22 protein-coding genes and 1 tRNA gene are annotated in these 24,529 nt (G+C 67.7%); 9 read left to right on the top strand and 14 right to left on the bottom strand.

Going from position 1 to position 24,529, the window contains the following annotated elements:
• Nucleotides 1-43: 43 nt before the first annotated feature.
• From CFB41_RS10275 to mfd, 3 genes are all read right to left on the bottom strand, one after another.
• A complete protein-coding gene (locus CFB41_RS10275; RefSeq protein WP_089456391.1) occupies nucleotides 44-1,063 on the bottom strand; it encodes a threonine/serine dehydratase in 1,020 nt (339 codons plus the stop codon).
• A 60-nt stretch (nucleotides 1,064-1,123) separates the two neighbouring features.
• Complete coding sequence (gene argE, locus CFB41_RS10270; protein WP_089440315.1) at nucleotides 1,124-2,344, bottom strand: acetylornithine deacetylase; 1,221 nt, start codon at nucleotides 2,342-2,344, stop codon at nucleotides 1,124-1,126.
• Between the two features lie 113 nt (nucleotides 2,345-2,457).
• Entirely contained in the window at nucleotides 2,458-5,928 is a 3,471-nt protein-coding gene (gene mfd, locus CFB41_RS10265; protein ID WP_089456390.1) for a transcription-repair coupling factor, read from the bottom strand.
• A gap of 107 nt (nucleotides 5,929-6,035) precedes the next feature.
• Between mfd and ispD the strand changes: the two genes are divergently transcribed.
• Together ispD and ispF are read left to right on the top strand one after the other, a co-directional pair.
• Nucleotides 6,036-6,746 (top strand): 2-C-methyl-D-erythritol 4-phosphate cytidylyltransferase, encoded by a 711-nt coding sequence (gene ispD / locus CFB41_RS10260; protein WP_011352390.1) that lies wholly within the window; start codon nucleotides 6,036-6,038, stop codon nucleotides 6,744-6,746.
• Nucleotides 6,747-6,774: 28 nt separating this feature from the next.
• Nucleotides 6,775-7,260 carry a 2-C-methyl-D-erythritol 2,4-cyclodiphosphate synthase gene (gene ispF, locus CFB41_RS10255; RefSeq protein WP_021160386.1) on the top strand — a complete coding sequence of 162 codons (486 nt, stop codon included), beginning with the start codon at nucleotides 6,775-6,777 and terminating at the stop codon, nucleotides 7,258-7,260.
• A gap of 133 nt (nucleotides 7,261-7,393) precedes the next feature.
• On the opposite strand, the gene CFB41_RS10250 is transcribed toward ispF, so the two are convergent.
• The 4 genes from CFB41_RS10250 to ompR form a co-directional block, all read right to left on the bottom strand.
• Nucleotides 7,394-7,921: a carboxymuconolactone decarboxylase family protein gene (locus tag CFB41_RS10250; protein ID WP_011352388.1), complete on the bottom strand. Its 528-nt coding sequence runs from the start codon at nucleotides 7,919-7,921 to the stop codon at nucleotides 7,394-7,396.
• A gap of 76 nt (nucleotides 7,922-7,997) precedes the next feature.
• Nucleotides 7,998-8,546, bottom strand: a complete 549-nt coding sequence (locus tag CFB41_RS10245) for a peroxiredoxin (RefSeq protein ID WP_006478563.1) — start codon at nucleotides 8,544-8,546, stop codon at nucleotides 7,998-8,000.
• A gap of 189 nt (nucleotides 8,547-8,735) precedes the next feature.
• Nucleotides 8,736-10,097 (bottom strand): ATP-binding protein, encoded by a 1,362-nt coding sequence (locus CFB41_RS10240; protein WP_089445825.1) that lies wholly within the window; start codon nucleotides 10,095-10,097, stop codon nucleotides 8,736-8,738.
• Between the two features lie 40 nt (nucleotides 10,098-10,137).
• Nucleotides 10,138-10,872, bottom strand: a complete 735-nt coding sequence (gene ompR, locus CFB41_RS10235) for a two-component system response regulator OmpR (RefSeq protein WP_006478565.1) — start codon at nucleotides 10,870-10,872, stop codon at nucleotides 10,138-10,140.
• 258 nt (nucleotides 10,873-11,130) lie between these two features.
• Between ompR and CFB41_RS10230 the strand changes: the two genes are divergently transcribed.
• The 3 genes from CFB41_RS10230 to CFB41_RS10220 all read left to right on the top strand — a co-directional run bounded on the left by CFB41_RS10230 (nucleotide 11,131) and on the right by CFB41_RS10220 (nucleotide 14,332).
• The gene (locus CFB41_RS10230; protein ID WP_011352385.1) at nucleotides 11,131-11,409 is read left to right on the top strand and encodes a hypothetical protein; all 279 of its coding nucleotides are present in this window, start codon (nucleotides 11,131-11,133) and stop codon (nucleotides 11,407-11,409) included.
• A gap of 132 nt (nucleotides 11,410-11,541) precedes the next feature.
• Nucleotides 11,542-13,044: a DUF1800 family protein gene (locus CFB41_RS10225; RefSeq protein WP_089456618.1), complete on the top strand. Its 1,503-nt coding sequence runs from the start codon at nucleotides 11,542-11,544 to the stop codon at nucleotides 13,042-13,044.
• Between the two features lie 67 nt (nucleotides 13,045-13,111).
• On the top strand, nucleotides 13,112-14,332 hold the full coding sequence (locus tag CFB41_RS10220; RefSeq protein WP_089456389.1) for a DUF1501 domain-containing protein: 1,221 nt from the start codon (nucleotides 13,112-13,114) through the stop codon (nucleotides 14,330-14,332).
• Between the two features lie 9 nt (nucleotides 14,333-14,341).
• Here the strand turns inward: CFB41_RS10220 and hpnD are convergent, their stop codons facing one another.
• Nucleotides 14,342-15,175: a presqualene diphosphate synthase HpnD gene (gene hpnD / locus CFB41_RS10215; RefSeq protein ID WP_089456388.1), complete on the bottom strand. Its 834-nt coding sequence runs from the start codon at nucleotides 15,173-15,175 to the stop codon at nucleotides 14,342-14,344.
• Between the two features lie 236 nt (nucleotides 15,176-15,411).
• Here hpnD and CFB41_RS10210 point away from each other — a divergent pair.
• Both CFB41_RS10210 and CFB41_RS10205 read left to right on the top strand, forming a co-directional pair.
• Nucleotides 15,412-15,498, top strand: a tRNA-Leu gene (locus CFB41_RS10210).
• A gap of 192 nt (nucleotides 15,499-15,690) precedes the next feature.
• On the top strand, nucleotides 15,691-15,984 hold the full coding sequence (locus CFB41_RS10205) for a hypothetical protein (protein ID WP_089456387.1): 294 nt from the start codon (nucleotides 15,691-15,693) through the stop codon (nucleotides 15,982-15,984).
• 105 nt (nucleotides 15,985-16,089) lie between these two features.
• Here CFB41_RS10205 and CFB41_RS10200 read toward each other — a convergent pair whose 3' ends face one another.
• The 4 genes from CFB41_RS10200 to CFB41_RS10185 form a co-directional block, all read right to left on the bottom strand.
• Nucleotides 16,090-16,320 carry a hypothetical protein gene (locus CFB41_RS10200; RefSeq protein WP_089440309.1) on the bottom strand — a complete coding sequence of 77 codons (231 nt, stop codon included), beginning with the start codon at nucleotides 16,318-16,320 and terminating at the stop codon, nucleotides 16,090-16,092.
• Between the two features lie 114 nt (nucleotides 16,321-16,434).
• The gene (locus CFB41_RS10195; RefSeq protein WP_089456386.1) at nucleotides 16,435-17,544 is read right to left on the bottom strand and encodes a class II histone deacetylase; all 1,110 of its coding nucleotides are present in this window, start codon (nucleotides 17,542-17,544) and stop codon (nucleotides 16,435-16,437) included.
• A 16-nt stretch (nucleotides 17,545-17,560) separates the two neighbouring features.
• Complete coding sequence (locus CFB41_RS10190) at nucleotides 17,561-18,769, bottom strand: MFS transporter (protein WP_089456385.1); 1,209 nt, start codon at nucleotides 18,767-18,769, stop codon at nucleotides 17,561-17,563.
• A gap of 21 nt (nucleotides 18,770-18,790) precedes the next feature.
• Entirely contained in the window at nucleotides 18,791-19,837 is a 1,047-nt protein-coding gene (locus tag CFB41_RS10185; protein ID WP_089456384.1) for a porin, read from the bottom strand.
• A gap of 303 nt (nucleotides 19,838-20,140) precedes the next feature.
• Between CFB41_RS10185 and CFB41_RS10175 the strand changes: the two genes are divergently transcribed.
• On the top strand, nucleotides 20,141-21,286 hold the full coding sequence (locus tag CFB41_RS10175; RefSeq protein ID WP_089456382.1) for a helix-turn-helix transcriptional regulator: 1,146 nt from the start codon (nucleotides 20,141-20,143) through the stop codon (nucleotides 21,284-21,286).
• A gap of 109 nt (nucleotides 21,287-21,395) precedes the next feature.
• The gene (locus CFB41_RS10170; protein WP_089456381.1) at nucleotides 21,396-22,394 is read left to right on the top strand and encodes a 2-dehydropantoate 2-reductase; all 999 of its coding nucleotides are present in this window, start codon (nucleotides 21,396-21,398) and stop codon (nucleotides 22,392-22,394) included.
• 173 nt (nucleotides 22,395-22,567) lie between these two features.
• Here CFB41_RS10170 and CFB41_RS10165 read toward each other — a convergent pair whose 3' ends face one another.
• Both CFB41_RS10165 and CFB41_RS10160 read right to left on the bottom strand, forming a co-directional pair.
• On the bottom strand, nucleotides 22,568-23,017 hold the full coding sequence (locus tag CFB41_RS10165) for a MarR family winged helix-turn-helix transcriptional regulator (RefSeq protein ID WP_039367176.1): 450 nt from the start codon (nucleotides 23,015-23,017) through the stop codon (nucleotides 22,568-22,570).
• 62 nt (nucleotides 23,018-23,079) lie between these two features.
• A complete protein-coding gene (locus CFB41_RS10160; RefSeq protein ID WP_089456380.1) occupies nucleotides 23,080-24,225 on the bottom strand; it encodes a glycerate kinase in 1,146 nt (381 codons plus the stop codon).
• Between the last annotated feature and the right edge of the window lie 304 nt (nucleotides 24,226-24,529).

Below are 24,529 nucleotides of genomic sequence, written 5' to 3'. Positions count from 1 at the left end.
CTGGGGATAACCCTAGGTTTGGCCACGCGTGCCCGATGTGGGGTCAGTGCTGTAGTGTCGCGTGCGCGAGATGCATGCCGAGCGTGGCCGGGTCGGTGTTGGTGCCCGACAGCAGCACGCCGACGCGCTTGCCCTGCAGCGTTTCGCGCAGCGGGCCGAGCAGGGCGGCCAGCGCAGCCGCGCACGCCGGTTCGACCGACAGTTTCAGCTGCGAGAACAGGAACAGCATCGCGGCCCGCAGCGCGTCGTCGGACACGGTGACGATGCGGTCGACGTGACGCCGGCACAGCTGGTAGCTGTATTCCTCGGTATGCGGCGCCATCAGCGAATCGGCGATCGTCTGCATCGCGCTCATCTTGATCGTGTGATTCGCCGCGAAGCTGCGGCTCATCGCGTCCGCGCCTTCCGGCTCGACGCCGTACACGTGCACACGCGGATTCGCGAGCCGCAGCGCGGTCGCCATGCCGGCCGCGAGCCCGCCGCCGCCGATCGGCACGATCACCGCGTCGAGGTCGGGGGTCTGGGTCGCCCATTCGTAGCCGAGCGTCGCGGTGCCGAGGATCGTGTGATAGCCGTTGAACGGATGGATGAAGAAGCGGCCTTCCTCGGCCTCGATTCGCCGGACCAGATCGAATGCCTGCGATGCACTGCCGGCCAGCACGACTTCCGCGCGGTACTGCTTGCACTGCGCGATGCGCGACGGGCTGGCGGTATGGAACATCACGACCTTCGCGCTGCTGCCGAGCCGCATCGCCGCGTACGCGACGGCCGCCGCGTGATTGCTGGCCGACACGCAGGTGACGCCGGCGTTCTTGCGTGCCTCGTCGAGCGCGAGCAGGTGCGTGAATGCGCCGCGCGCCTTGAAGCTGCCGCTGACCTGCAGCAACTCGAACTTGAAGTTGACGTGCGTGCCTTCCAGCGATGGCAGGTCGGCGCGTTCGAACACGGGCGTGCGCGCGACCCACGGCGACAGCGCGAAATGCTGCGCGGCGATTTCGTCGAGCGTCGGGATCGGCTCGCCGTCGATCGTCGTATGGGCAGTGCCCTGTTGTTCAGTCGACATGACGTGGCGGGTGGCGAAGTGGGCCGGCCCGCACACGCAGGCCCGCGTGGCGGGGGGCAGTCAGTGCGCGTCGACCGACATGCTGCGGATGAACTTGCGCAGGAACTGCTCGCAGCCGGCGAGCTGCGCGAGCTCGACATATTCGTTCGGCTTGTGCGCCTGCTCGATGTTGCCGGGCCCGCACACGACGCTCGGGATGCCCGCGCGTTCGAACAAACCGGCCTCGGTGCCGTACGCGACCTTGCGCTTGTCCTGGTCGGCCGTCAGCGCGCGCACGAGCTGCGTGATCGCGGCCTGTTCGGTGGCGTCGAGGCCGGGCGCCGCGGCGATCTTCGAGAATTCGATCGCGGCATTCGGATGCTCGCGCAGCATCTGCGGCAGCAGTGTTTCCCGTGCATACGCTTCGATGCGCGTGAAGATCTGCTCGGGATCGAGCGTCGGCAGGTTGCGGAACTCGAAGTCGAACCGGCATTCGGCCGGCACCGTGTTGATCGCGTTGCCGCCCTGGATCGTGCTCGTCTGCGCGGTCGTGAACGGCACGTCGTACAGTTCGTCGAACGGGCCTTCGGCGCGAAAGCGCTCGGCGATGTCGCGGATATGGCAGATGAGGCGTGCCGCGTACTCGATCGCGTTCAGCCCTTTCGGCGTCAGCGACGAATGCGCCGCGTGGCCGCGCACGCAGCAGCGGTACGCGTTGATGCCCTTGTGCGCGATGATCGGCCGCATGCTGGTCGGCTCGCCGACGATGCAGCCGGAGGGCTGCACGCCGCGCTTGACCAGATCCGCAATCATCAGCGGCGCGCCGGCGCAGCCGATTTCCTCGTCGTAGGACAGCGCGAAGTGGATCGGCTTCGCGAGCTTCGTCGCCTGCATCTCGGGCAGCAGCGCGAGCGCGGCGCCGATGAAGCCCTTCATGTCGCAGGTGCCGCGGCCGTACAGGCGGCCATCGCGGATCTCCGGCGCGAACGGGTTGCTGTCCCATTGCTGGCCGTCGACCGGCACGACGTCGGTATGCCCCGACAGCACGATGCCGCCGTTCGTCGAGCCGTCGTGCGCGGGCACGGTGGCGAACAGGTTCGCCCAGCCTTCACGCGGATCGTGCGTGATCGTCGATGCGATGCCTTTCGCGGCGAGCGCGTCACGCACCGTTTCGATCAGGCCGAGGTTCGGCACGCGGCTCGTCGTGTCCATCGACACCAGTTGCTTGATCCAGGGCAGGCTGACGAGCGACGCGTCGCCTTGGGGTGCGGCGGACGGCGCTGTCGCGTCGAGAGTGGACATGGCAAAACTCCGTCTGATGAATGGGAAAATCATACTCAAAAACGCGACGGCCCGCCCGCGTCGGGCGCAGTGCGGTGCAGCAACGCCGCATCTGCCACCAGCGCATCAGCGCGTCAGCGCACCGCGGCAGCTGCTCCCTGCTTCGGTCCGAGCGCGCGCAGCGTTTCCTTGATCGTCGACACGCGGATCGCGAGATCGGGCGAGCGCGTCTCGATGCGCAGCTTGTCCTGGCCCGCGAGCTTGATGTGCCGATGCTTCTGCACCATCTCGATGATCCGCATCGGATCGATCGGCGGGTTCGGCTCGAACTGCAGCCCGATCGCCACCTCGCTCGCGTCGATCTTCACGATGCCGAGCGGCTTCGCGGCGATCCGCAGCCGGTGCGTCTCGACGAGCGCGTGCGCCTGCGGCGGCAGCTTGCCGAAGCGGTCGATCAGCTCTTCCTGGATGCTGTCGATCGCGTCGCCGTGCTCGCAGTTCGCGAGACGCTTGTACAGCGACAGCCGCTCCTGCACGTCCGCGCAGTAGTCGGCCGGCAGGATCGCCGGCGCATGCAGGTTGATTTCCGTCGTCGCGGCGAGCGGGGCGGTGAGGTCGGGCTCCTTGCCGTTCTTCAGCGCCTTCACCGCGTCGTTCAGCATGTCCGTATAGAGCTGGAAGCCGATCTCGTGGATTTCGCCGGACTGCTTGTCGCCGAGCACTTCGCCGGTGCCGCGGATCTCGAGGTCATGCATCGCAAGATAGAAGCCCGAGCCGAGTTCCTCCATCTGCTGGATCGCTTCGAGCCGGCGCTGCGCCTGCTTGGTCAGCGCCTGCGGATCGTGGACCAGCAGGTACGCATACGCCTGGTGGTGCGAGCGCCCGACGCGGCCGCGCAGCTGGTGAAGCTGCGCGAGGCCGAACTTGTCCGCGCGGTGCATGATGATCGTGTTCGCGCTCGGCACGTCGATGCCGGTCTCGATGATGGTCGTGCACAGCAGCACGTTCGCGCGCTGCGCGACGAAGTCGCGCATCACCCGTTCGAGCTCGCGTTCGTGCATCTGGCCGTGCGCGATCACGATGCGTGCCTCGGGTACGAGCGCCTCGAGCATCGCCTTGCGGTTCTCGATCGTCTCGACCTCGTTGTGCAGGAAGTACACCTGGCCGCCGCGCTTCAGTTCGCGCAGCATCGCCTCGCGGATCACGCTTTCCTCCTCGCGGCGCACGAAGGTCTTGATCGCGAGCCGCTTCTGCGGCGCGGTGGCGATGACCGAGAAATCGCGCAGCCCTTCGAGCGCCATCCCGAGCGTACGCGGGATCGGCGTCGCGGTGAGCGTCAGCACGTCGACTTCCGCGCGCAGCGCCTTCAGCGCTTCCTTCTGGCGCACGCCGAAGCGGTGTTCCTCGTCGATGATCACGAGGCCGAGGCGCTTGAACTGCACGTCCGACGACAGCAGCTTGTGCGTGCCGATCACGATGTCGACGCTGCCTTCGTTGATCTGTGCGATCGCGGCGTTGACTTCCTTCGTGGTCTTGAAGCGCGACAGCTCGACGATCCGCACCGGCCAGTCGGCGAAGCGGTCGGCGAAGGTCTGCGTGTGCTGCTCGGCGAGCAGCGTGGTCGGCGACAGCAGCGCGACCTGCTTGCCGCCCAGCACCGCGATGAACGCGGCGCGCAGCGCGACCTCGGTCTTGCCGAAGCCGACGTCGCCGCACACGAGGCGGTCCATCGGCTTGCCGCTCGTCATGTCGCCGATCACGGCGGCAATGGCGGCCGCCTGGTCGGGCGTTTCCTCGAAGCCGAAGCTTTCCGCGAACTTCACGTAGTCGCGCGGATCGAGCGAGAACGCGTGGCCTTCGCGGGCCGCGCGGCGTGCATACAGGTTCAGCAGCTCGGCGGCGGTATCGCGGATCTGCTGCGCGGCCTTGCGCTTCGCGCGTTCCCACTGGCCGGAGCCGAGCGCGTGCAGCGGCGCGCTGTCGGGATCGGCGCCGCTGTAGCGCGAGATCACGTGCAGTTGCGCGACGGGCACGTAGAGCTTGCTGTCGCCCGAGTATTCGAGATGCAGGAATTCGGTCTCGCCTTCGCCGAGATCCATCGACACGAGGCCCATGTAGCGGCCGATGCCGTGCTGCGCGTGGACGACCGGGTCGCCGACCTTCAGCTCCGACAGGTCGCGCACCATTGCGTCGACGTTGCTGGCCTGTTCCTGCCGGCGGCGGCCCGTGCGACGGCCGAGCGCGCCGTACAGTTCGGTTTCGGTGACGACCGCGTAGCCTTCGCCCGGCACCGCGAAGCCGTTCGCGAGCGGCGCGACGCCGAGCGCGAAGCGTTCGTCGCTCTCGAGCCAGCCGGCGAAGTGGTCGTTCGACGCGGGGCGCAGATGGTGTTCGGCGAGCAGTTGCAGGATCGTCTCGCGCCGGCCGGCCGATTCGACCGTCAGCAGCACGCGCTTGCCCGACGATTCGACGAACGTGCGCAGCGACGCGAGCGGATCGTCGGCATGGCGGTCGACGGTGAGCTCGGGCAGCGCCGTCGCCCACCCGCCGGCCGGCTGCGCGGGCAGCACGACGCGGGCGAACGGCTTCGCGAACGTGAAGAAATCCTCGTCGGACAGGAACAGGCGCTGCGGTTCGAGGATCGGCCGCTCGCGATCGTGTGCGAGGAACGCATGGCGCTGCTTCGTGTCGGCCGTGAAGCGGCGGATCGACGCCTCGAGATCGCCGGTGAACACGAGGTGCGCATCCTGCGGCAGGTAGTGGAACAGCGTGGCGGTTTCGTCGAAGAACAGCGGCAGGTAGTACTCGATGCCGGCCGACGGCACGCCGTTGCCGATGTCCTTGTAGATCGGCGCGCGGCTCGGGTCGCCTTCGAAGGTCTCGCGCCAGCGGCTGCGGAAGGCCGTACGTGCGGCTTCGTCGAACGGAAACTCGCGGCCGGGCAGGAGGCGCACGTCGCGCACCGGATACAGGCTGCGCTGCGTGTCCGGATCGAACGCGCGGATCGAGTCGACCTGGTCGTCGAACAGGTCGATCCGGTACGGCAGCGGCGAGCCCATCGGATACAGGTCGATCAGCGAGCCGCGTACGCAGTATTCGCCGGGCCGCACGACCTGGCTCACGTGCTCGTAGCCGGCCAGCGTGAGCTGCGCCTTCAGCTTCGCCTCGTCGAGCCGCTCGCCCTGCGCGAATGCGAACGTGTACGCGGCCATGAACGACGCGGGCGGCATCCGGTACAGCGCGGTGGTCGCGGGCACGAGCAGGATGTCGCAGCGGCCCTCGCCGAGGTCGTGCAGCGTGGCCAGCCGCTCGGACACGAGATCCTGGTGCGGCGAGAACGTGTCGTACGGCAGCGTTTCCCAGTCCGGCAGCAGGCGCACGCGCGCGTCGGGCGAGAAATAGCGGATTTCCTGCGAGAGCCGCTGCGCGTCGACCGCGTTCGCGCAGATCACCGCGAGGAGCGGCACGTCCTGGCGGTTGTCGGCAAGATAACGGGCGATGGCGAGCGCGTCGGCGGAACCATGCGCGCCGTCGAAGGCGAAACGCTGGCCGGGCTTGACGCGGGCAACGGGCGAGGCGGACGGGGTGGAAGCGTTATCTGGCATAGGGACGACAGGGGTGGCGTGCACGGGCGCATCGCGGTGCGCCGGTCGAGACGAAAGACCTATTATAAAATCCGCTTCTCGATTTCATCTTTCCGGCGTTTCCTTTCGTGACTCCCCGACTTTTCGCCCTGATTCCCTGTGCCGGCACCGGCAGCCGTTCCGGCTCGGCCGTGCCGAAGCAATACCGCACGCTGGCCGGCCGCGCGCTGCTGCATTACACGCTTGCCGCGTTCGACGCGTGCAGCGAATTCGCGCAGACGCTCGTCGTCCTCGCGCCCGACGATTCCCACTTCGATGCGCGCCGCTTCGCGGGCCTGCGCTTCGCGGTGCGCCGCTGCGGCGGCGGCTCGCGCCAGGCGTCGGTGCTGAACGGGTTGCTCGAACTGGCCGAATTCGGCGCGACCGACCACGACTGGGTGCTGGTGCACGACGCCGCGCGCCCCGGCATCACGCCGGAGCTGATTCGCACGCTCGTCGCGACGCTGAAGGACGATCCGGTCGGCGGCATCGTCGCGCTGCCGGTGGCCGATACGCTCAAGCGCGTGCCGGCCGGCGGCGACGCGATCGCGCGCACCGAGTCGCGCGACGCGCTGTGGCAGGCGCAGACGCCGCAGATGTTCCGCATCGGCATGCTGCGCGAGGCGATCCTGCGCGCGCAGCGCGAAGGGCACGACCTGACCGACGAGGCGAGTGCGATCGAGTGGGCCGGCCATACGCCGCGCGTCGTGCAGGGCAGCCTGCGCAATTTCAAGGTCACGTACCCGGAAGATTTCGCGCTCGCGGAAGCGATCCTCGCGCGCTCCACGAACGCTTCCTGACTTTCACCCCCTCACAATCGGAATACGCATGGATTTCAGAATCGGACAAGGCTACGACGTGCACCAGCTCGTCGAGGGGCGCCCCCTCATCATCGGCGGCGTGACGATTCCGTACGAACGCGGCCTGCTCGGCCACTCGGATGCGGACGTGCTGCTGCATGCGATCACCGACGCGCTGTTCGGCGCGGCGGCGCTCGGCGACATCGGCCGCCATTTCTCCGACACGGACGCGGCGTTCAAGGGCGCCGACAGCCGCGTGCTGCTGCGCGAGTGCGCCGCACGCATCAAGGCGGCCGGTTTCACGATCCAGAACGTCGACAGCACCGTGATCGCCCAGGCGCCGAAGCTGGCGCCGCATATCGACGGGATGCGCGCGAACATCGCGGCCGATCTCGGGCTGCCGCTCGATCGCGTGAACGTGAAGGCGAAGACCAACGAGAAGCTCGGCTATCTCGGCCGCGGCGAGGGGATCGAGGCGCAGGCCGCCGCGCTGCTGGTGAAGCAGGGCGGCTGACGCCGGCTGCGGCGGCGCACGGTTCGCCCGCCGCGCCGCGCTGCGGAAATGAAAAATGCCACGCGGATGCGTGGCATTTTCGTTTGGCGCGGCGACCGGGCCGGCGCGGCTGCCGGCCGGGTGAGGCGACCGCTTATTCGCCTTCCGCGGCGATCACTTGCGCGGCGGCGTTGATCACCGACGCGATACGGCCGACGTCGCGCAGCTGCGTGACGGTCATCCCTTGCTCGTTCTTCAGCAGCGCATAGTGCGACTTCACGCAGAAGTGGCACTTGCCGACGATCGACGCGGCGAGCGCGTACATCTCGAACTTGCGCTTGTCGACGCCGCCGTGCGTCGCATACGCGCCCATCCGCAGCTCGGCGCGTTGCGTCTTCAGGTCGGCATCGTCGGCCATCTCGACATACGGATACCAGGTGTTGTTCATCCCCATCAGCGCGGCTGCCGTCAGCACGGCGTTCGTCTCTTCGGGCGACAGGACACCGGCTTCGCGGATCGTCTTGATGAGCACCGTGCTCTTCGCCGCGATGGCCGCCGCCAGCGCGACGCCGACCGCGTCGGTGCCTTCGAGCGACGAGCGCGAGATCGTGCCGTCGAGGTTCAGGCGAATGTCTTTCGCGTAGTCGGGAATACGTGCCTTAATCGAATCGATGAATTCCATTGATATCTCCTATGGGTTGGCCGTTAAAAAAGCCCGCAGGCAGGACGTGCGCCGCGGGCTTCGTGCATCGATGCGCTTACAGCGTTGCGCCGCCGACTGCACGGTTGCACGGGCACAGTTCGTCCGTTTGCAGGCCGTCCAGAATCCGCAGGACTTCTTCCGGGCTGCGGCCGACGTTCAGGTTGTTCACCGAAACGTGCTGGATCGTGTTGTCCGGATCGACGATGAACGTTGCACGCAGGGCCACGCCGGCTTCCTTGTCGCGCACGCCGAGCTGGTCGATCAGCTCGCCCTTGACGTCGCCGAACGAGTAGTGGTTCAGCTTGTCGAGGTCCTTGTGCTCACGGCGCCATGCGAGCTTGACGAACTCGTTGTCCGAGCTGCCGCCCAGCAGGACGGCATCGCGCTCTTCGAACTGCTTCGTGAGCTTCGCGAATTCGACGATTTCCGTCGGGCACACGAACGTGAAATCCTTCGGATAGAAGTAGATGATCTTCCACTTGCCCGGGAACGACGCTTCGGTGACGGTCTCGAACGCCGACTGGCCGTTTTCCTCGTGATTGTTGAAGCCCGGCTTCGCGGCTACGACGGTGAAAGCTTCGAGTTTATCGCCCACGGTTTTCATGCGGATACTCCTGTATGAGTTGGGAAGAAGACTGAGTCAAGCTACCTCGGTGCTGCAACGATGATGTGACAGCATGGGCAAAATTATAACACTATTAGTTAGTCGCTTCAATAGATTTTGACTAACAAGCCTCATAGCTTTTTTCAACCGGATCGATAGTGTGCAGCGCAAGAAGCGTGCGCGAGCGCGTCACGCAGTCGCACGCGCCTTGCCGGCGCCGGGGAATTCGAGCGTGACTTCGAGGCCCGCTTCCGGGTTGCGGTTGCGCAGCCGCAGCGCGCCGCGATAGCGGCCGACGAGGCGCAGCACGATCGCCATCCCGAGGCCCGTGCCGTCCGCCTTGGTGCGGGCGGTATCGACGCGGTAGAACGGCCGCATCACGAGCGGCAACTGATCCTCGGGGATGCCGGGGCCTTCGTCGCTCACCGACAGCTCGACGCGCGCATGCGACACGCGTGTCTCGAGCGTGATGCGCGACACGCCGTCCTGCTTGCTCTGGCCGTACTTGCGCGCGTTCTCGACGAGGTTGCCGATCACGCGGCGCATGTCGGTCTCGTCGGCTTCGATCACCGCGCTCGGCGCGAGCCGCGTGCGGATCTCGACGCCGTCCTCGCCCGACACGCGGGCGGCGACTTCCTGCGCGATCGACGACAGGTCGACGGGCTCGGGCTTGCGTTGCGACGGGCGGGCGTAGTCGATGAAGGCCGCGATGATGCGATCCATCTGCTCGATGTCGTCGACCATCGCGTCCTTGGTCGCCTGGTCGGACGGGCTCATCTCGGTTTCGAGCCGCAGCCGCGCGAGCGGGGTGCGCAGGTCGTGCGAGATGCCCGCGAGCATCAGCGCGCGGTCGGCCTCGAGCTGTTCGAGGTCGCGCACCATCTGGTTGAAGCTGCGATTGGTCTCGGCCGCGACGCCCATCCCGCGCTCGGGCAGCAGCTCGGGTGTCTGGCCCGAGCCGATCTGCCGCGCGGCGAGCGCGAGCCGCGAGAACGGCCGGTTCACCAGACTGGTGATGAACGCGGAGCCGAATAGCGACAACGCGAGCGCGAACAGCCCCCAGCCGGCCCATTGCAGGCCCGTGACGTTGTCGAGCTGGTCGCGGTCGAGCGCGACCCAGTAATCGTCGTCGTCGATCTTGAAGCTGATCCACACGCCGGGAATGTCGTTGACCGACTGGGCGATCACGGTATCGTCGCCGAGGCGGCTGCGGATGTCGTGTTCGATCAGGCGGTTCAGCGATTCATCGGGCTGCAGCTTGAACTTGTCGGTCTTCTCGCGCGGGTAAACGCGCACGCCCTCGTTGCTCTCGAGATCCTGCAGCAGCGCGCGCCGCAAATCGGGATCGGAATAGAGCAGGGCGGTGCGCGTGAGCTTCACGATCGCGACGAGCTGGAGAGCCACGCGCTGTGCACGCGGCTCGCGCTCGATCACGCGAAAGCTCTGGAACCACGCGGCGAGACTGACCGAGATCAGCAGCGCGATCAGCAGGAAGGTGCGCCAGAACAGCCCGCCGAACGCGAGCTGCAGGAGGCGCCGGTCGATACGCATGGGACGGGCCGAGGGCGGGCGAAACCGGAAAGGAAAAAGATCAGGCGGCGCCGTCCGGGATGAACACGTAGCCGAGGCCCCAGACGGTCTGGATGAAACGCGGGCTGCCCGGATCCGGTTCGATCAGCTTGCGCAGGCGCGAGATCTGCACGTCGAGGCTGCGATCGAACACTTCGTATTCACGGCCGCGTGCGAGCTCCATCAGCTTCTCGCGCGACAGCGGCTGGCGCGGATGACGCGCGAACACCTTCAGCACCGAGAATTCGCCGGTGGTGAGCGGAATTTCCTGGCCGGATTTCGTCAGCGTGCGCGTCGCGAGGTTCAGCGAGAACTCGCCGAACTCGAACACCTCGGTGGTTTCCGACGGCGCGCCCGGCAGTTCGGCCGGCGCCTGGCGGCGCAGCACCGCATGAATGCGCGCCACGAGTTCGCGCGGGTTGAACGGCTTCGGGAGGTAATCGTCGGCGCCCATCTCGAGGCCGACGATGCGATCCACGTCCTCGCCCTTCGCGGTGAGCATGATGATCGGCGTACGGTCGTTGCTGCCGCGCAGGCGCCGGCAGATCGACAGGCCGTCTTCGCCCGGGAGCATCAGGTCGAGCACGAGCAGGTCGAAACGCTCGCGTACCCAGAGCTTGTTCATTGCAGTCGCGTTTTCCGCGACGTAGACATTGAAACCCTGCTCGCCGAGATAGCGGCGCAGCAGATCGCGCAGGCGCGGGTCGTCGTCGACGACGAGAATCTTGGAGGGGTTTTTCGTTTCCATGATCGGCATCTTATCGCGAATGGGAATTGACGCACGGCCGTGAATTTTCGTGCGTTACAGTCGGTTACAAAATTTACCCGTAGTGTCGCGCCGAGTAAAGGCAGGCTATAGAGATTCCTTTACTCGAAGCCGAAATTCGGTAGATACTCCCCTGCACTCCATCATTCATCTTTGCACACCCGAATTCCGCAGGGTTTTTCAAGTACCAGAGGTAGCCGGTTGCCGCGTGACGAAGGGAACAAATCGACCAAAGAAGCGAGGACGGTCATGCGATCTGCCCGGATTGCACTGATGCTGACGATCGCGCTTGCCGGTCCGTATGCGTCGAACTTCGCGTATGCGCAGCGCCCCGAGCAGGGCGCATCGTCGCGCAAGCTGCCGCGCGGCAAAGCGCCGCAGTCCGATCGTACCGCCGAGATGACGGTCCGTTCCGCCGTGCCTCCCGATCTCGAACAGCGCCGCCGCGACGGGCACATGACGCCCGAGGAACGCCACCTTTTGCGCCAGCACATCGAGGACGCCGTTCGCGAGCTGTACAAGCGCTGACACGTCGTCTTTCTCCCTGCACGGAATTCACCGCGCGGAAAAGTTTCGTAGCAATTTTTCCGTCAACTTTCGCCTGCCGATTGCCGTTGTACCGGCATCCGCACCGCCGGTGCGCTCCGGGAGTCCATGACGATGAAAGCGAACGCTGCCGCACCGGCGCCGTCGCCCGCCATGCAGTCGCCGCTCGACGCCGACGATGCATTGTTTTTCCTGAGTCGTACCGGTTTTTCTCCCGCGCCCGCCGATGTCGCGCGCGTCGTCGGCATGACGCGTGCGCAAGTCGTGGCCGACACGCTCGGCAACGTTCGCCGCGACCCCGTCACGACCTGGCCCGACTGGATCGCCGAGTTGCCGCCGACGCGCGCGCAGCGCCAGGCGCTGACGCCCGACATGCGGCGCGACGAGCAGCGCGAGCGCAACGTTCGGTACGATGCGCTGCGCGCGGCGTGGGTCAACGAGATGATCGTCACGCCGTCGCCGCTCACCGAGCGCATGACGCTGTTCTGGCACGGCCACTTCACGTCGGGGCAGGACAAGGTGCCTTACCCGCAGACGATGGCGGCGCAGAACGCACTGTTTCGCCGCGAGGCGCTCGGCAACTTCGGCGTGCTGCTGCATGCGGTCGCGAAGGATCCGGCGATGCTGCAGTACCTCGACGGTGCGAGCAATCGCAAGGGGCGCCCGAACGAGAATTTCGCGCGCGAGGTGATGGAGCTGTTCACGCTCGGCGAAGGGCATTACACGCAATACGACGTGACCGAAGCCGCGCGTGCCATGACGGGCTGGACGGTCGATCCCGATACGTATCGCTTCGAGGTTCGGCCGGATCTGCACGACGCCGGCGACAAGACGATCCTCGGCGAAACGGGGCCGTTCGACGGCGACGGCTTCCTCGACATCCTGCTGAAGCGGCCCGGTACCGCGCGTTTCATCGCCGCCAAGCTGTGGCGCGAGTTCGTGTCGGATACGCCCGATCCGGCTGCGCTCGATGCGGTGGCCGAACGGTTTCGTTCGAGCGGCTACGACATTCGCACGGCGCTCGCCGCGCTGTGGTCGACCGACGCCTTCTGGGATCCGCGCAACCGCGGCGTGCTCGTCAAGTCGCCGGCGGAATTCGTCGTCGGGTCGGTGCGGCTGTTCGACGTGTCATACGGCGATCCGCAGATGCTCGCGAACACCGTGCGCACGCTCGGGCAGAACCTGTTCTATCCGCCGAACGTGAAGGGTTGGCCGGGCGGCGCGCTATGGATCAACAGCACCACGCTGCTCGCGCGCAAGCAGTTCGTCGAGCAACTGTTCCGCGCGACGGAGACGGCCGGCATGCACCCGCCGGCGCATGCGATGGTGCCGCCGCCGAATGCCCGTGCGCATGCGATGCCGGTAGTCGAGGCGGCATCCGCTGCCGGCATGCACGCAACGCCTGCCAAGCCTGCGCGCGCCGGCCTGCGTTTCGACCTTGAGCGCTGGCTTGCGCAATATCGCGCGCGGCCGCAGGCGATCGCGGGTTTGTCGACCGAGCTTCAACTGCAACATGCGGTGCTGCAGCTGTCGCCGGTCGCGGCAATCGACACGGATTCGACCGGCAGCGCGTATCTCGAGGCGCTGCTGATGGATCCGGCCTATCAACTGAAATGATTCGAACGACGATGAAGCGGGGCGCCGGTGCGGCAACGATGCCGGGTGGCGAACCAAAGGATGCGCGATGAACCGACGTGATTTTCTGACGCTGACGGGCGCCGCGGCCGCGGCCGGCGTGTCGATGTGGCAGGCGCCTGCGATGGCGGCTTCCGTGGCGCAGGCGGGGCGCCCATCGGCGGCCGGGTACGCGAACGTGCTGATCCTCGTCGAGCTGAAGGGCGGCAACGACGGCCTCAACACGGTGGTGCCGTATGCGGACCCGCTGTATTACCAGTTCCGCCGCAGCATCGGCATCAAGCGCGAGCAGGTGCTGCAACTCGACGCACGCACGGGGCTGCATCCTTCGCTCGCGCCGTTGATGCCGCTGTGGCGCGACGGGCAGGTCGCGGTCGTGCAGGGCGTCGGTTATCCGCAGCCGAACCTGTCGCATTTCCGCTCGATCGAGATCTGGGATACCGCGTCGCGCTCGGATCAATATCTGCACGAAGGCTGGCTGACGCGCACGTTCGCGCAGGCACCCGTGCCGCCCGGTTTCGCGGCCGACGGCGTCGTGCTCGGCAGTGCCGAGATGGGGCCGCTCTCGAACGGTGCGCGTGCGATCGCGCTCGTCAATCCCGCGCAGTTCATTCGTGCGGCCCGGCTTGCCGAGCCGTCGTCGCTGCGCGAACAGAACCCCGCGCTCGCCCACATCATCGACGTCGAAAACGACATCGTGAAGGCGGCCGACCGGCTGCGTCCGCGCGGCGGGATGCGTGAATTCAAGACGGCCTTTCCGGCCGGTGCGTTCGGCACGTCGGTCAAGACCGCGATGCAGGTGCTGGCCGCGTGCGAAGCGTCCGGGCCGGGTGCGCAGGATGGTGTCGCGGTGCTGCGCCTGACGCTCAACGGCTTCGATACGCACCAGAACCAGCCGGGGCAGCAGGCCGCGCTGCTCAAGCAGTTCGCGGAAGGGATGAGCGCGATGCGCGGCGCGTTGATCGAACTCGGGCGCTGGAACCAGACGCTCGTGATGACGTATGCGGAATTCGGGCGGCGCGCGCGCGAGAACCAGAGTAACGGTACCGATCACGGCACGGCCGCGCCGCATTTCGTGATGGGCGGCCGCGTGGCCGGCGGGTTGTACGGTGCGCCGCCGGCGCTCGGGCGGCTCGACGGCAACGGCAACCTGCCGGTCGCGGTGGATTTCCGCCAGCTCTACGCGACCGTGCTCGGGCCGTGGTGGGGGCTCGATTCGACGCGCGTGCTGCAGCAGCGCTTCGACACGCTGCCGTTGTTGAAGGCGTGAGGCTGGGGATCAGCGGCGGCGCGCGGCGCGCCACGCGATCCACAGCTTGCGGATCGGCGTCAGCGCGATGCGCTGATGCAGCACCTGGTAGCCGTCGCGCTCGATTTCGTCGAGCAGTGAGCCAGCCAGTGCGATCTGCGCGCGCAGCGTGCGCTGGGCGCGGCGTTCGGATGCCGGGATCGCCGCTTCGGCGGCCACGAGTGCTTCGCGCGCGCGGGCCGTCTGGAATTGCAGCAATTCGGTGAAGGCCGGGCTGTAGCGGCGGTTCAGCAAATCGGCCGCGGTCACGTTGTAGCGCTGCAGTTCGTCGATCGGCAGGTAGATACGGCCGTGGCGTGCATCGTTGCCGAGATCCTGCACGAACTGCGCGAGCATCAGCGCGCGGCCGGCATCCGCGGCCCACGGTTGCGGGTCCGCCGGGTTTGCCGAACTGGCGCGCGCGACCAGCGACGCGAAGGTGCCGCCGACCTGCGCGATATAGCGCTGCAGGTTCGCCAGATCGAGGTAGCGCGCCTGTTCGAGATCCATCCCGTAGCCGTTGACGAGCGTGCGCAATGCATCGGCCTCGGCGGCGATCGCCGGATGATGCTGCGCGAGCGCCTTCGTGACCGGGTGCGACGGCTGCCCGTTGGCCAGCGCCGCGAGTTCCTTGTGCCACCACGCGAGCTTCGTGTGTCCGACGGTCGGGTCGCTGGTTTCCTTGACGGTTTCCTCGAGTTCACGGCGCAGCGCGAACAGCGCGGTCAGGCGCGGCTGCGTGGCGTGCGGCGCCTGACGCAGTGCGTAGTAGACGCTGGAGCCCGCAGGGGCGGCCTTTTGCTGGCAGTAGTCGTCGAAGTTCACGGGCGGAATCGTGTGGGGGGCGGGTTCGGGGGACGCGCGGCGGCGCGGTGCCGAAACGTCGAGCGCGGCATTCTAGCACCGCTGCACGACGGGTGCCGGCAGGGGCGAGACAAGCCCGCGCGGATCGGGTAGAATCTCGCGCTCGCCTGATCGGGCGTGCCGGTTGCAAGCCGGCGCGATGTCCCGGGCGCGTGGTCACGCATCTTTCGTGCCGCGTGGTCAGGCGACAGAAATGCGCGTGAGTGGCGAAATTGGTAGACGCACCAGGTTTAGGTCCTGACGCCCGCAAGGGTGTGCCGGTTCGAGTCCGGCCTCACGCACCAGAAGTCGAATGCGCCTCAGTCAGGGGCCGTTCACCCAAAAGCGCTGTCGGTCGATTGACCGCAGCGCTTTTTTGTTGATGTCGGTGCGGCTCCCGGCACGCGAGCCGAGCAAGCGGTGCGCGAATATTCGTGCCGCGTGTAATATCGTGTTCGCTTCCCCTATAAGAAACACAATTACGCCGAGGACCAACGATGAAAAACGTACGCATTCCGATTTCCGTACTGGCGCTGATGCTGGTCGCGCCGGCCTTTGCCAATACGCCGGCCGAGAACATTGCGTGGAGCGCCCGGCCCCTGCAGACCGTTGCATCGACGTCGTCGGCGTGCTCCGCGTATTCGGCGCGCGTGATGTCGAGCGGCGACACGTTCTCTACGGAAAACGTGCTGAAAGCGCTTGGCACGTCGCTGGCCGGCGCCGCGCTGGGCGCCGTCACGGGTGGATATCAGGGAGCTGCCCCCAATCCGTGCGCGCGCCCGGGCCTGTGACCGGCCCGCAAGCGCACCGCCGGAATTCCCGCTTCATCTGAAACAAGCCACGCACCCAGCGCCGCGCGTCGCCCGACCCGCGGCGCTGCGTCATTTGACGCGCACTTATTCCCAGAAGCTCCGGATCGCGACCGCCACGATCACCGGCACCGAGAACACCAGCGGGATCGCGAAATATTGCGCTTCGCGATCGACGACCCAGCTATAGATCACCCACGCGGCGCCGATCGCGAACGTGATGAGGCCGACCGTCACGGCGGCGATGTTCAGGACCAGCTTCGAAGGCTGGCGGCGCGTCTTGGCATCGTCATTGTGATCGCGCGGGGACGATTTCATCGGAAGAGTGCGGCTTCGGGCCGGAACGGGGATAAAGGCACAGGAAACCCCATCCGCATCGATCGCGCAAGAGGGCGGGCGCCGGCCGGCCCTCGTCGCGTCCGCCGGCGCGCGCTACAACCCGAACGACGTAGCCAGTTCGTCGAGCAATTCGCGCTGGAACGCAACGAACCGCGCACCCGGCTGCTGCGCGATCGCGAGGTCGAGCATCGGATCGGCGACGTCGGTGCGAACACCCGCCAGCGCCTCGACGATCGCGAGCCCGCAGAACGGCACGTACGCCTCCGAATAGCCGCCTTCGTGAACGATCACGAGCCGGCCGCCGCAATGGCGTTGCGCAGCCTCCTTCACCGCGCGCGTCATGAACCGGTAGCTGTCGGTATGCAACTGCATGCGCGCGAGCGGATCGACCGCGCTTGCGTCGAGCCCGCTCGCGACGATGATGAGCTCGGGCCGAAAACGCTCCAGCGCCGGCAGCACGATTCGTTCGAACGCGTAGCGATATGCATCGTCGCCGCTGCCCGCGAGCAGCGGCACGTTCAGGTTCGCGCCGACGCCTGCGCCTTCGCCGCGGTCGTCGGCGCCGCTGTAGCCGGGCGGGAAGCAGCGATCCTGGTGCAGCGAGATCGTCAGCGTGTCCGGATCGTCGTAGTAGATCGACTGCGTGCCGTTGCCGTGGTGCACGTCCCAATCGATCACCGCGACGCGCTCGATGCCGTGTTTCGCGCGGGCGGCCTCGATCGCGATCGGGATGTTCGCCAGCAGGCAGAAACCCATCGGGCGGTCGCGCAGGCAGTGATGGCCGGGCGGCCGCGACAGCGAGAAGGCGTTTGCCGCACGTTCGCCGAGAACCGTATCGACGGCCGCGATCGCGAGTCCGGCCGACAGCGCGGCGATCTCGAAGCTGCCCTTGCCGAACGGCGCGAGATCGCCGAGGTCGCCGCCGTTCGCGTCGCTGAGTGCGCGGAACGCGTCGAGATAGTGCGCGGGATGAATGCGCAGCAGGTCGGCGGTCGAGGCCGGCGCGGCGCCGCGCAGGTCGAGTTGCGCGGCCAGGCCCGAGGCCTGCACGAGCGACAGGAAGCGACGCTTCGAATCGGGCGATTCCGCGTAGCCCGCGCTCGACGGCGGCTGGACCCAGCCGCCGACCGGGAAGAACAGCGCGTGCGTGCCGCCGGTGTGCCAGAAAGTGCGTTCGTCGGTGAAGAAGGCAGTGCGATTCATGGATGTGCGTGACCTGTCACGGGTGGGTGGAAATGGAGGCGCGCGTGCGGCGGTCGATGTGGCGCAACGCGGCGAACGACACGATCGCGACGGCCGTCGCGGCCGTGAACAGCACGCGCATCGTGCCGCCGGCGTCGAGCATCAGCCCGGCGAGCAACGGGCCGGCCGCGAGGCCCGCGCCGATCACGAAATTGAGCGTGGCCACGAGGCGGCCCGACGTGTCGATCTGCGCGACGGTCGCGAGGATGAACGGCAACACGAACGTCCACGCGAACTTGAACGCGAAGATCGCCGCGCTGTAGCCGCCGGCATGCCGCATCACCGCGAGCGCGACGAGCGAGGCCGCCAGCAACGCGTAACCGACCGCGAGCATCGCGCGCCGCGCGAGCCGGCCGCCTGCGCACGACGCGAGCGCCGCACCGGCGATGCCCATCACGCTTGCGATCGCGAGTACGTTGCCGGTCGACTGCGGATCGAGCCCGGCTTCGGTCGCGGCGCGGCTTGCGAACGTCCACACGCTGCCGATCGCGAGATAGAACGTGAGCACCGCGCCGATCGCGAGCATGACGAAGCTTTGCGGTGTCTGCTCTGCAGCGTTGCGCGCGTTCTGCGCGGGTGCGGCCCGCGTGCCCAGCGTGGACGGAAAGCCGCGCGACAGCGGCGCCGCGAACAGCGCGAGCGCGGCGAGCGCGATATACAGCGCGCGCAACCCGAACGCCGCGAACACATGCGGCAGCACGAACAGGCCGATTGCCCCCGCAATCAACTGGCCGACGACCCACAGGCCGTACACGCGGTCGCTGTTCTCGCTCGTCGCGGCGCTCGTCATGCAGAGCACCATCAGCGAGCCGCCGCCGAGCGCGGTGACGGCGCGCAGCGCGAGCAGCGCGACGAAACCCGGCATCCACAGTGCGGTCAGCAGGTTGCCCGCGCCGAACAGCGCGATGGCGAATGCGGCGACGCGGCGCGCGTCGACCCGGCCGAGCCACAGGTACGACGGCACGGTTGCGAGACTGAACGCACCGAGTTCGACGAAGAAGTAAGTGCCGATCTGCGACGCGGACAGTCCGAGCTGCGTCGCGAGTTGGCCCGCGACGGCGGGTGCCACGAGCAGCAGCAGCGGCGTGATGGCCGCGAACACGACGAGCGCGACGAGCGTCGAGCGCGCGAAGGTCGATGCGCGGCCGTCGGACGGGAGTGCTGCATCCGGTGAAAGGGTTTTCATGGCGGGTTCTCGTGTGGGGAATCAGAACAGGTGGTACATGCCGACCATCGCGCCGAACTGCGATGCGCCGGCGAGCGGCGTCGGGTCGTATTCGTAGACGGTCTGCGAACTCTGGCCGCTGTTGCGTGCGTAGCCGAGGTTCACGTAGGCGACGGTGCGTTTCGACAGCGCGTACGTGGTGCTCGCGATGAACAGCGTCGGGTGGCCGATTGCCGGCGTGCGCGAGTCGGTGTGGTAGACGCCCGCGTTCAGGCCGATCTCGCTCGACATCTGGTAGCGCGCACCGCCCCAGACGATCGTGCGTGCCGCGTCGAGGTCGCCGGTCAGGCGTTCGACGCCTGCATAGACGGTGAGCGGCAGTGCGGCGAACGCATAGCGCGCGGCGAGCGTGCCGAGTTCGCGGCGGCGTGCCGACGTGTCGTCGGCCGCCGAAACATCGCCGTGAGCCTGATGCAGTACCGCGCTGACCGACAGGCCGTTGCTCGTGAACTGGCCGCCGAGTTCGAGCACGCGTCCGGCGCGTGTATTGCCGGCGACGCCGGATGTCGCGGCAAGCGCCTCCACGTCGAAGCCGGCGAACGTCGGCGACTGGTACTTGACCGAGTGGTCGATGAAGTTCGCGTTCAGCGGCACGATGACGCCCTGGCCGCTGTACGACGCATACCAGAGCGGGTCGTAGAACAGCGTCTTGTCGAACAGCACGCTGAACTGCCGGCCGAGCGTGACGGTGCCGACGGGCCCGGCGATGCCGACGTATGCGCCGCGGAAGAACGCATAGCCGGGCACGGTCGCGGTGCCGTCGTTGAGGTTGAGGCCCTGTTCTAGCTTGAACAGCGCACGCCAGCCACCGCCGAGATCTTCGTGACCTTTCAGCCCGATCTGCGAAGGCAGGATGCCGTAGTTCTGCAACTGCACGGCCGAGTGGTGCCCGTCGGCGTGCGTCAGGTATTGCACGCCGGCGTCGAGCGCGCCGTACAGCGTGAGACTCGACTGCGCGTGCGCGGCAGCGCCGCACGCGGCAAATGTCGCGACGGCCGCGGCCGTGCGGAGGAAGCGGGGTTTCGTCACGTGGGGTTCTCCGTACCGTCCTGCATCGGTGTGTCGTTGGTGTTGTCGCGACGCAGTGTCCGCAGCGGGAAAACCGTCGAACAGTCGTACAGATGAACGGGGTGGAAACCCCGGGGTGCGCGGCACGCAAGCGGCGAGTAGCCGTCGCGCGGCGTGCTGCGGAGCAGCAACGTGCCGTGCACCGTTCAAATGGATGGGGCTGGCGCCCGTTCCGGAACCGTGGCCCGTCAAAAAAGCCGATCGCTATAATCGGCCGGTGTCGTTGCGCACATCAGCAGCCCGGATCGGGCAGGGGAGCGGAAGGTGAGGATCACGACGGATTTCGGGCAGGATCTCGATGCGCTGCGTGACGTGCCGGCCGCCATCGTGCTCGACGACTTCGCGTGGCCGCCGCTGCCGGGCCGGCGCGCCGATTTCGACGGCGTCACGCGCGGCGACGCATCGCAGCGCGAACTCGGGCTGATGCTGCTCGACCTGTACGCGGTTGCTGCCCGGTCCGGCATCGGCGAATTCGAATACCGGTTCTTTTCGCTGTTGCAGGCGCTCATCCCGTTCGACGCCGCATGGACGGGCGTCGCGACCCACGTGCCGACCGGCCCGGTGATGCACAACAGCTTCCTGTACCGTCTGCCGCACGCGTTCTTCAGCGACTGGAAGCGCGTGCGCGATTGCGACCCGCTCGCGCGCCGCACGCTGCGCGGCGCGTATGGCCATGCGGTGCGGTTGTCGGTCGTCGAACCGGGGCTCGATGCCCGGTTTCGCGACTGGTGCGTGAAGTACGGGCTCGCACAACTGATGTGCGTGTGCACGCTCGATCGCCGGTTCGGCCTGACGACGTTCATGTCGATCTATCGCCAGGGCCTGAATCGCCCGTTCAGCGATGACGATGCACGCCGCTTCGAGGAAGTGATTCCGCATCTCGCGGCGGCGCTGACGATCAATCGCGCCGCGCAGCTCACGCGCGAACGCGGTGAAACGGTCGCACCGGCGGCGCGTGCACTGTGCGACAACTTCGGCGTGCTTCACCACGCCGATCACGGTTTCGACGACGTGCTGCGCACCGAATGGCCGGCATGGGCCGGTGCACGCGTGCCGGAGCCGCTCGTCGCGCATTTGCGGCGACAGCCGGGCCAACCGTTCGTCGGCGACGCGCTGCGAATCCAGTGCGTGCCGGTTGCGGGGCTGTTCCAGATCGAGGCGCGGCCGCGCTCGCTGCTCGACCGCTTGAGCCCGCGCGAGCTCGCGGCAATCCGCTATTACGGCGCCGGGCGCTCGCACAAGGAAGTCGCGCAACAGATGGCGATTTCGCCGACGACCGTGCGCCACTACCTGCGCTGCGCGTACCGCAAGCTCGGCATGCACGACAAGAGCCAGATCGCCGGCGTGCTCGGCGCGACGGGCAGCGCGGCCCACGACGAGCCGGTGGAAGCCGATGGCGAGCCGCGCTGAGTTGCGCTGAGTCGCACGACTGCCGCACGTTGCATGCGGTCGCGCGAATGGTTGTGTCCGCAACTATTGAGCGCTATGCTCGTCAGTTCCCAGGAGACGGAATTTCATCATGAACGACACGAATTCAGGGTCGGTGCGCGCGGCGGTGGTCGGGGTCGGCGCGATCGGCGGATTGCTCGCGGCCGCGCTGTCGCGGGCCGGCATGACCGTGAGCGCGTATGCGCGCGGCGCGACGCTCGACGCGCTGAATGCGCATGGCGTGCGTGTGATCGACGAGGCGGGCGAGACATCGTCGGTTCCGGTGCGGGCGAGCGACGATGCGGCCGCGCTCGGGGTCCAGGACTACGTGGTGATCGCCCTGAAGGCGCAGGCGTTGCCGGCGCTGGCCGCGCGCATCGCGCCGCTGGTCGGGCCGGACACCGTGATCGTCGCGGCGATGAACGGGCTGCCGTGGTGGTTCACGCACGGGCTCGCAGGCGCGCTCGACGGCGTGCCGCTCGATGCGGTCGATCCGGCCGGCGCGGTGTCGGCGGCGTTGCCACCCGCGCAGGCGATCGGTTGCGTCGTGCATCTGTCGTCGAGTACCGATGCGCCCGGCATCGTGCGCCGCGGGCGCGGCAACCGGCTGATCGTCGGTGCGCCCGATCCGCGGCTTGACGTCGCCACGGCCCGGTTTGCCGCGGCGCTCGCGGCGGGCGGTTTCGACGTCGAGTCGACGCCCGCGATCCGGACCGAGATCTGGACGAAGCTGTGGGGCAACATGAACATGAATCCGCTGAGCGCGCTGACGGGGTCGACGGCCGAGCAGCTGCTCGACGATCCGTTCACGCAGGATCTCGCGCTTCGGATGATGGAGGAGGCGGCCGCGATCGGCGCGAAGCTCGGTCTGTCGACGGGGATGAGCGGGCCCGAGCGGATCGCGGTCACGCGCAAGCTCGGCGCGTTCAAGACGTCGATGCTGCAGGATTTCGAAGCGGGGCGCGCGCTCGAGATCGGGCCAATCCTCGGCGTGTTCCCTGAACTCGGGCGCAAGCTCGGTGTGCCGACCCCGTATTGCGACGCGGTACTCGGGTTGCTGCGCCAGCGCGCGGCGAATAGCGGGCTGTAGCGCGGGCGGGGCCGCTGCATGCGCGACGCCGGCGAGACGGAGCGCTGCAGTCCGTTTGCATCGCGACGCGCCGCATGACGCAAAGCGGGCCGCCCGCGTCGCCGATGAGGCGACCGGGGCGGCCCGTCAAATTCGTCGGATCAAACCTGCGGGCGCCGTGCCCGTGTCGCGGTTCAGTCGTCCCGCTCGGTCGCGTGCGCGACGACCTTGTCGAGCAGCCGTTCGAACGTCTGGCGTTCGCTGTCGGACAGGCACGCGAGCAAGCCGTCGTTCCACTTGCGCACGATCGGCATGATCTTGCGATGCAGCGCGCGGCCGTCGGCGGTGAGCGCGATCAGCACGATCCGGCCATCCTCCTCGCTTGCGCTGCGTTCGAGCAGCCCCTGGCGCAGCAGCGCCTCGGCTGCCCGGCTCGCCTGGCTCTTGTCGAGATTGGTGTGGCGCGCGAGATCCATGATCGAGAACGGGCCGAAGGCGCCGACGGCGGCGATCACGCGCGCCTCGGGCAGCGAGATGTCGAGCTTGTGCCGGTACACCTCGCCGATCCCGCGGTCGGAGCGCTTCGTGAGCGCATGGAGGCGATAGGTCAGAAACTGATCGAGCCCGGCTTGACGGCCTTTCATGTCGAATCCTGAAGAAAAAGGGCGGGCCCGATTGTTCCTGTATCGCGCGCTCGGGTCAACGGTCAGTGTGCGCCGTACTTCAGGCGTGTCAATTGCTCCGCTTCGTTCGCGAGCAGATTGGCCGCGTCGCGGATCGCGACGTCGAGCGTGATCGGCCCGGGAGCCGGCGAGAAGCAGCCGGAAAAATGTTCGGACAGGCGCGGCAGCGCGGCCGGGTCGACCGCGCCCGACAGCAGCGATGCGGGCACGCCGGCGGCCTGCGCGTGGCGGCACGCGATGAACGGCGCCTTGCCGTGCAGCGTCTGCACGTCCGAGCGGCCTTCGCCGGTGATCAGCCAGTCGGAGCCGGCGAGCGCCGCATCGAGCCCGACCTGCCGCGCGACCACTTCGGCGCCCGCTTCGAACTGCGCGCCGAGCATGTGCAGCGCGAAACCGAGGCCGCCTGCCGCGCCGGCCCCCGGCAAGTCGCGGCCGCGACGGTCGAGCGCGGCTTCGAGGAGGTCGGCGAAGCGGGCGAGGGCGGCGTCGAGGGTTGCAACCTGCCCGGGCGTCACACCCTTTTGCGGGCCGAACACGGCGGTCGCGCCGTGCGCGCCCGTCAGCGGGTTGTCGACGTCGGACATGCCGATGAATTCCGTTTCCTTCAGGCGCGGGTCGAGCCCCGACGCGTCGATGTGCGCGATGTCGGCGAGCCGCGACGGCACGGGCTCGACCGGCTGGCCGGCCGCGTCGAAGCACTGCAGGCCGAGGCCCGCGAGCAGCCCGGCGCCCGCGTCGTTGGTGCTGCTGCCGCCGAGCGCGACGAAGAAGCGGCGCACGCCTTCGTCGAGCAGCGTGCGGATCGCCTCGCCCATCCCGCGCGTGCTACGCGCGTCGACCGGCACGCTCATGCCGACCGGATCCGTAATGCCGACGATCTCGGCCGTCTCGACGATCGCGGTGCGCGCATCGATCACGCCGACCGCCGCATCGCGTGCCGCGAGCGACGCGCCGGCCACCCGCAGCGTGCGCCGCGTGCCGCCGCCTGCCAGCATCGCGTCGAGCGTGCCTTCGCCGCCGTCGGCCATCGGGCAGCAGCGCACGACGGCGTCGGGCCGGGCGCGGCGGATGCCGGTGGCGATCGCGTCCGCGACCTGCTCGGCGGAAAGCGAGCCTTTGAACGAATCGGGCGCGATGACGACGACAGGCGCGGACGGGTGTTGCGGCATGGTGTCTCCGGAAGGCGTGATTGGTGTGACGAATATTGGGGCCGCGACGGCGGCGACCTCTCAATTGGAGCTTACAGGATGGCGGGCCCGTGGTGGATACGGCGTTCGGCATAGCGGCGATCCGCTTGCATTGCCGTGCAAAGGGCGGTTGACGCGGCGCGGACGCAGGCGCGTCGCGCCGATCTGGCGGTGTGATGAAAATTGTTTGCTAGAATAGTCGATTCTTCCGGCCAAAGCCGTGCTCCGAGCCGCTTGCGCTAGCCATCCGGCGCGTGCAGGGATGGCGTGGCGCTCCGGCGCGGCG

Source organism: Burkholderia sp. AU33803 (genome assembly GCF_002223095.1).
GTDB lineage: Bacteria > Pseudomonadota > Gammaproteobacteria > Burkholderiales > Burkholderiaceae > Burkholderia.
Note: the sequence above shows the minus strand (reverse complement) of the source record. Positions and strands in the feature narration are given on the sequence as shown.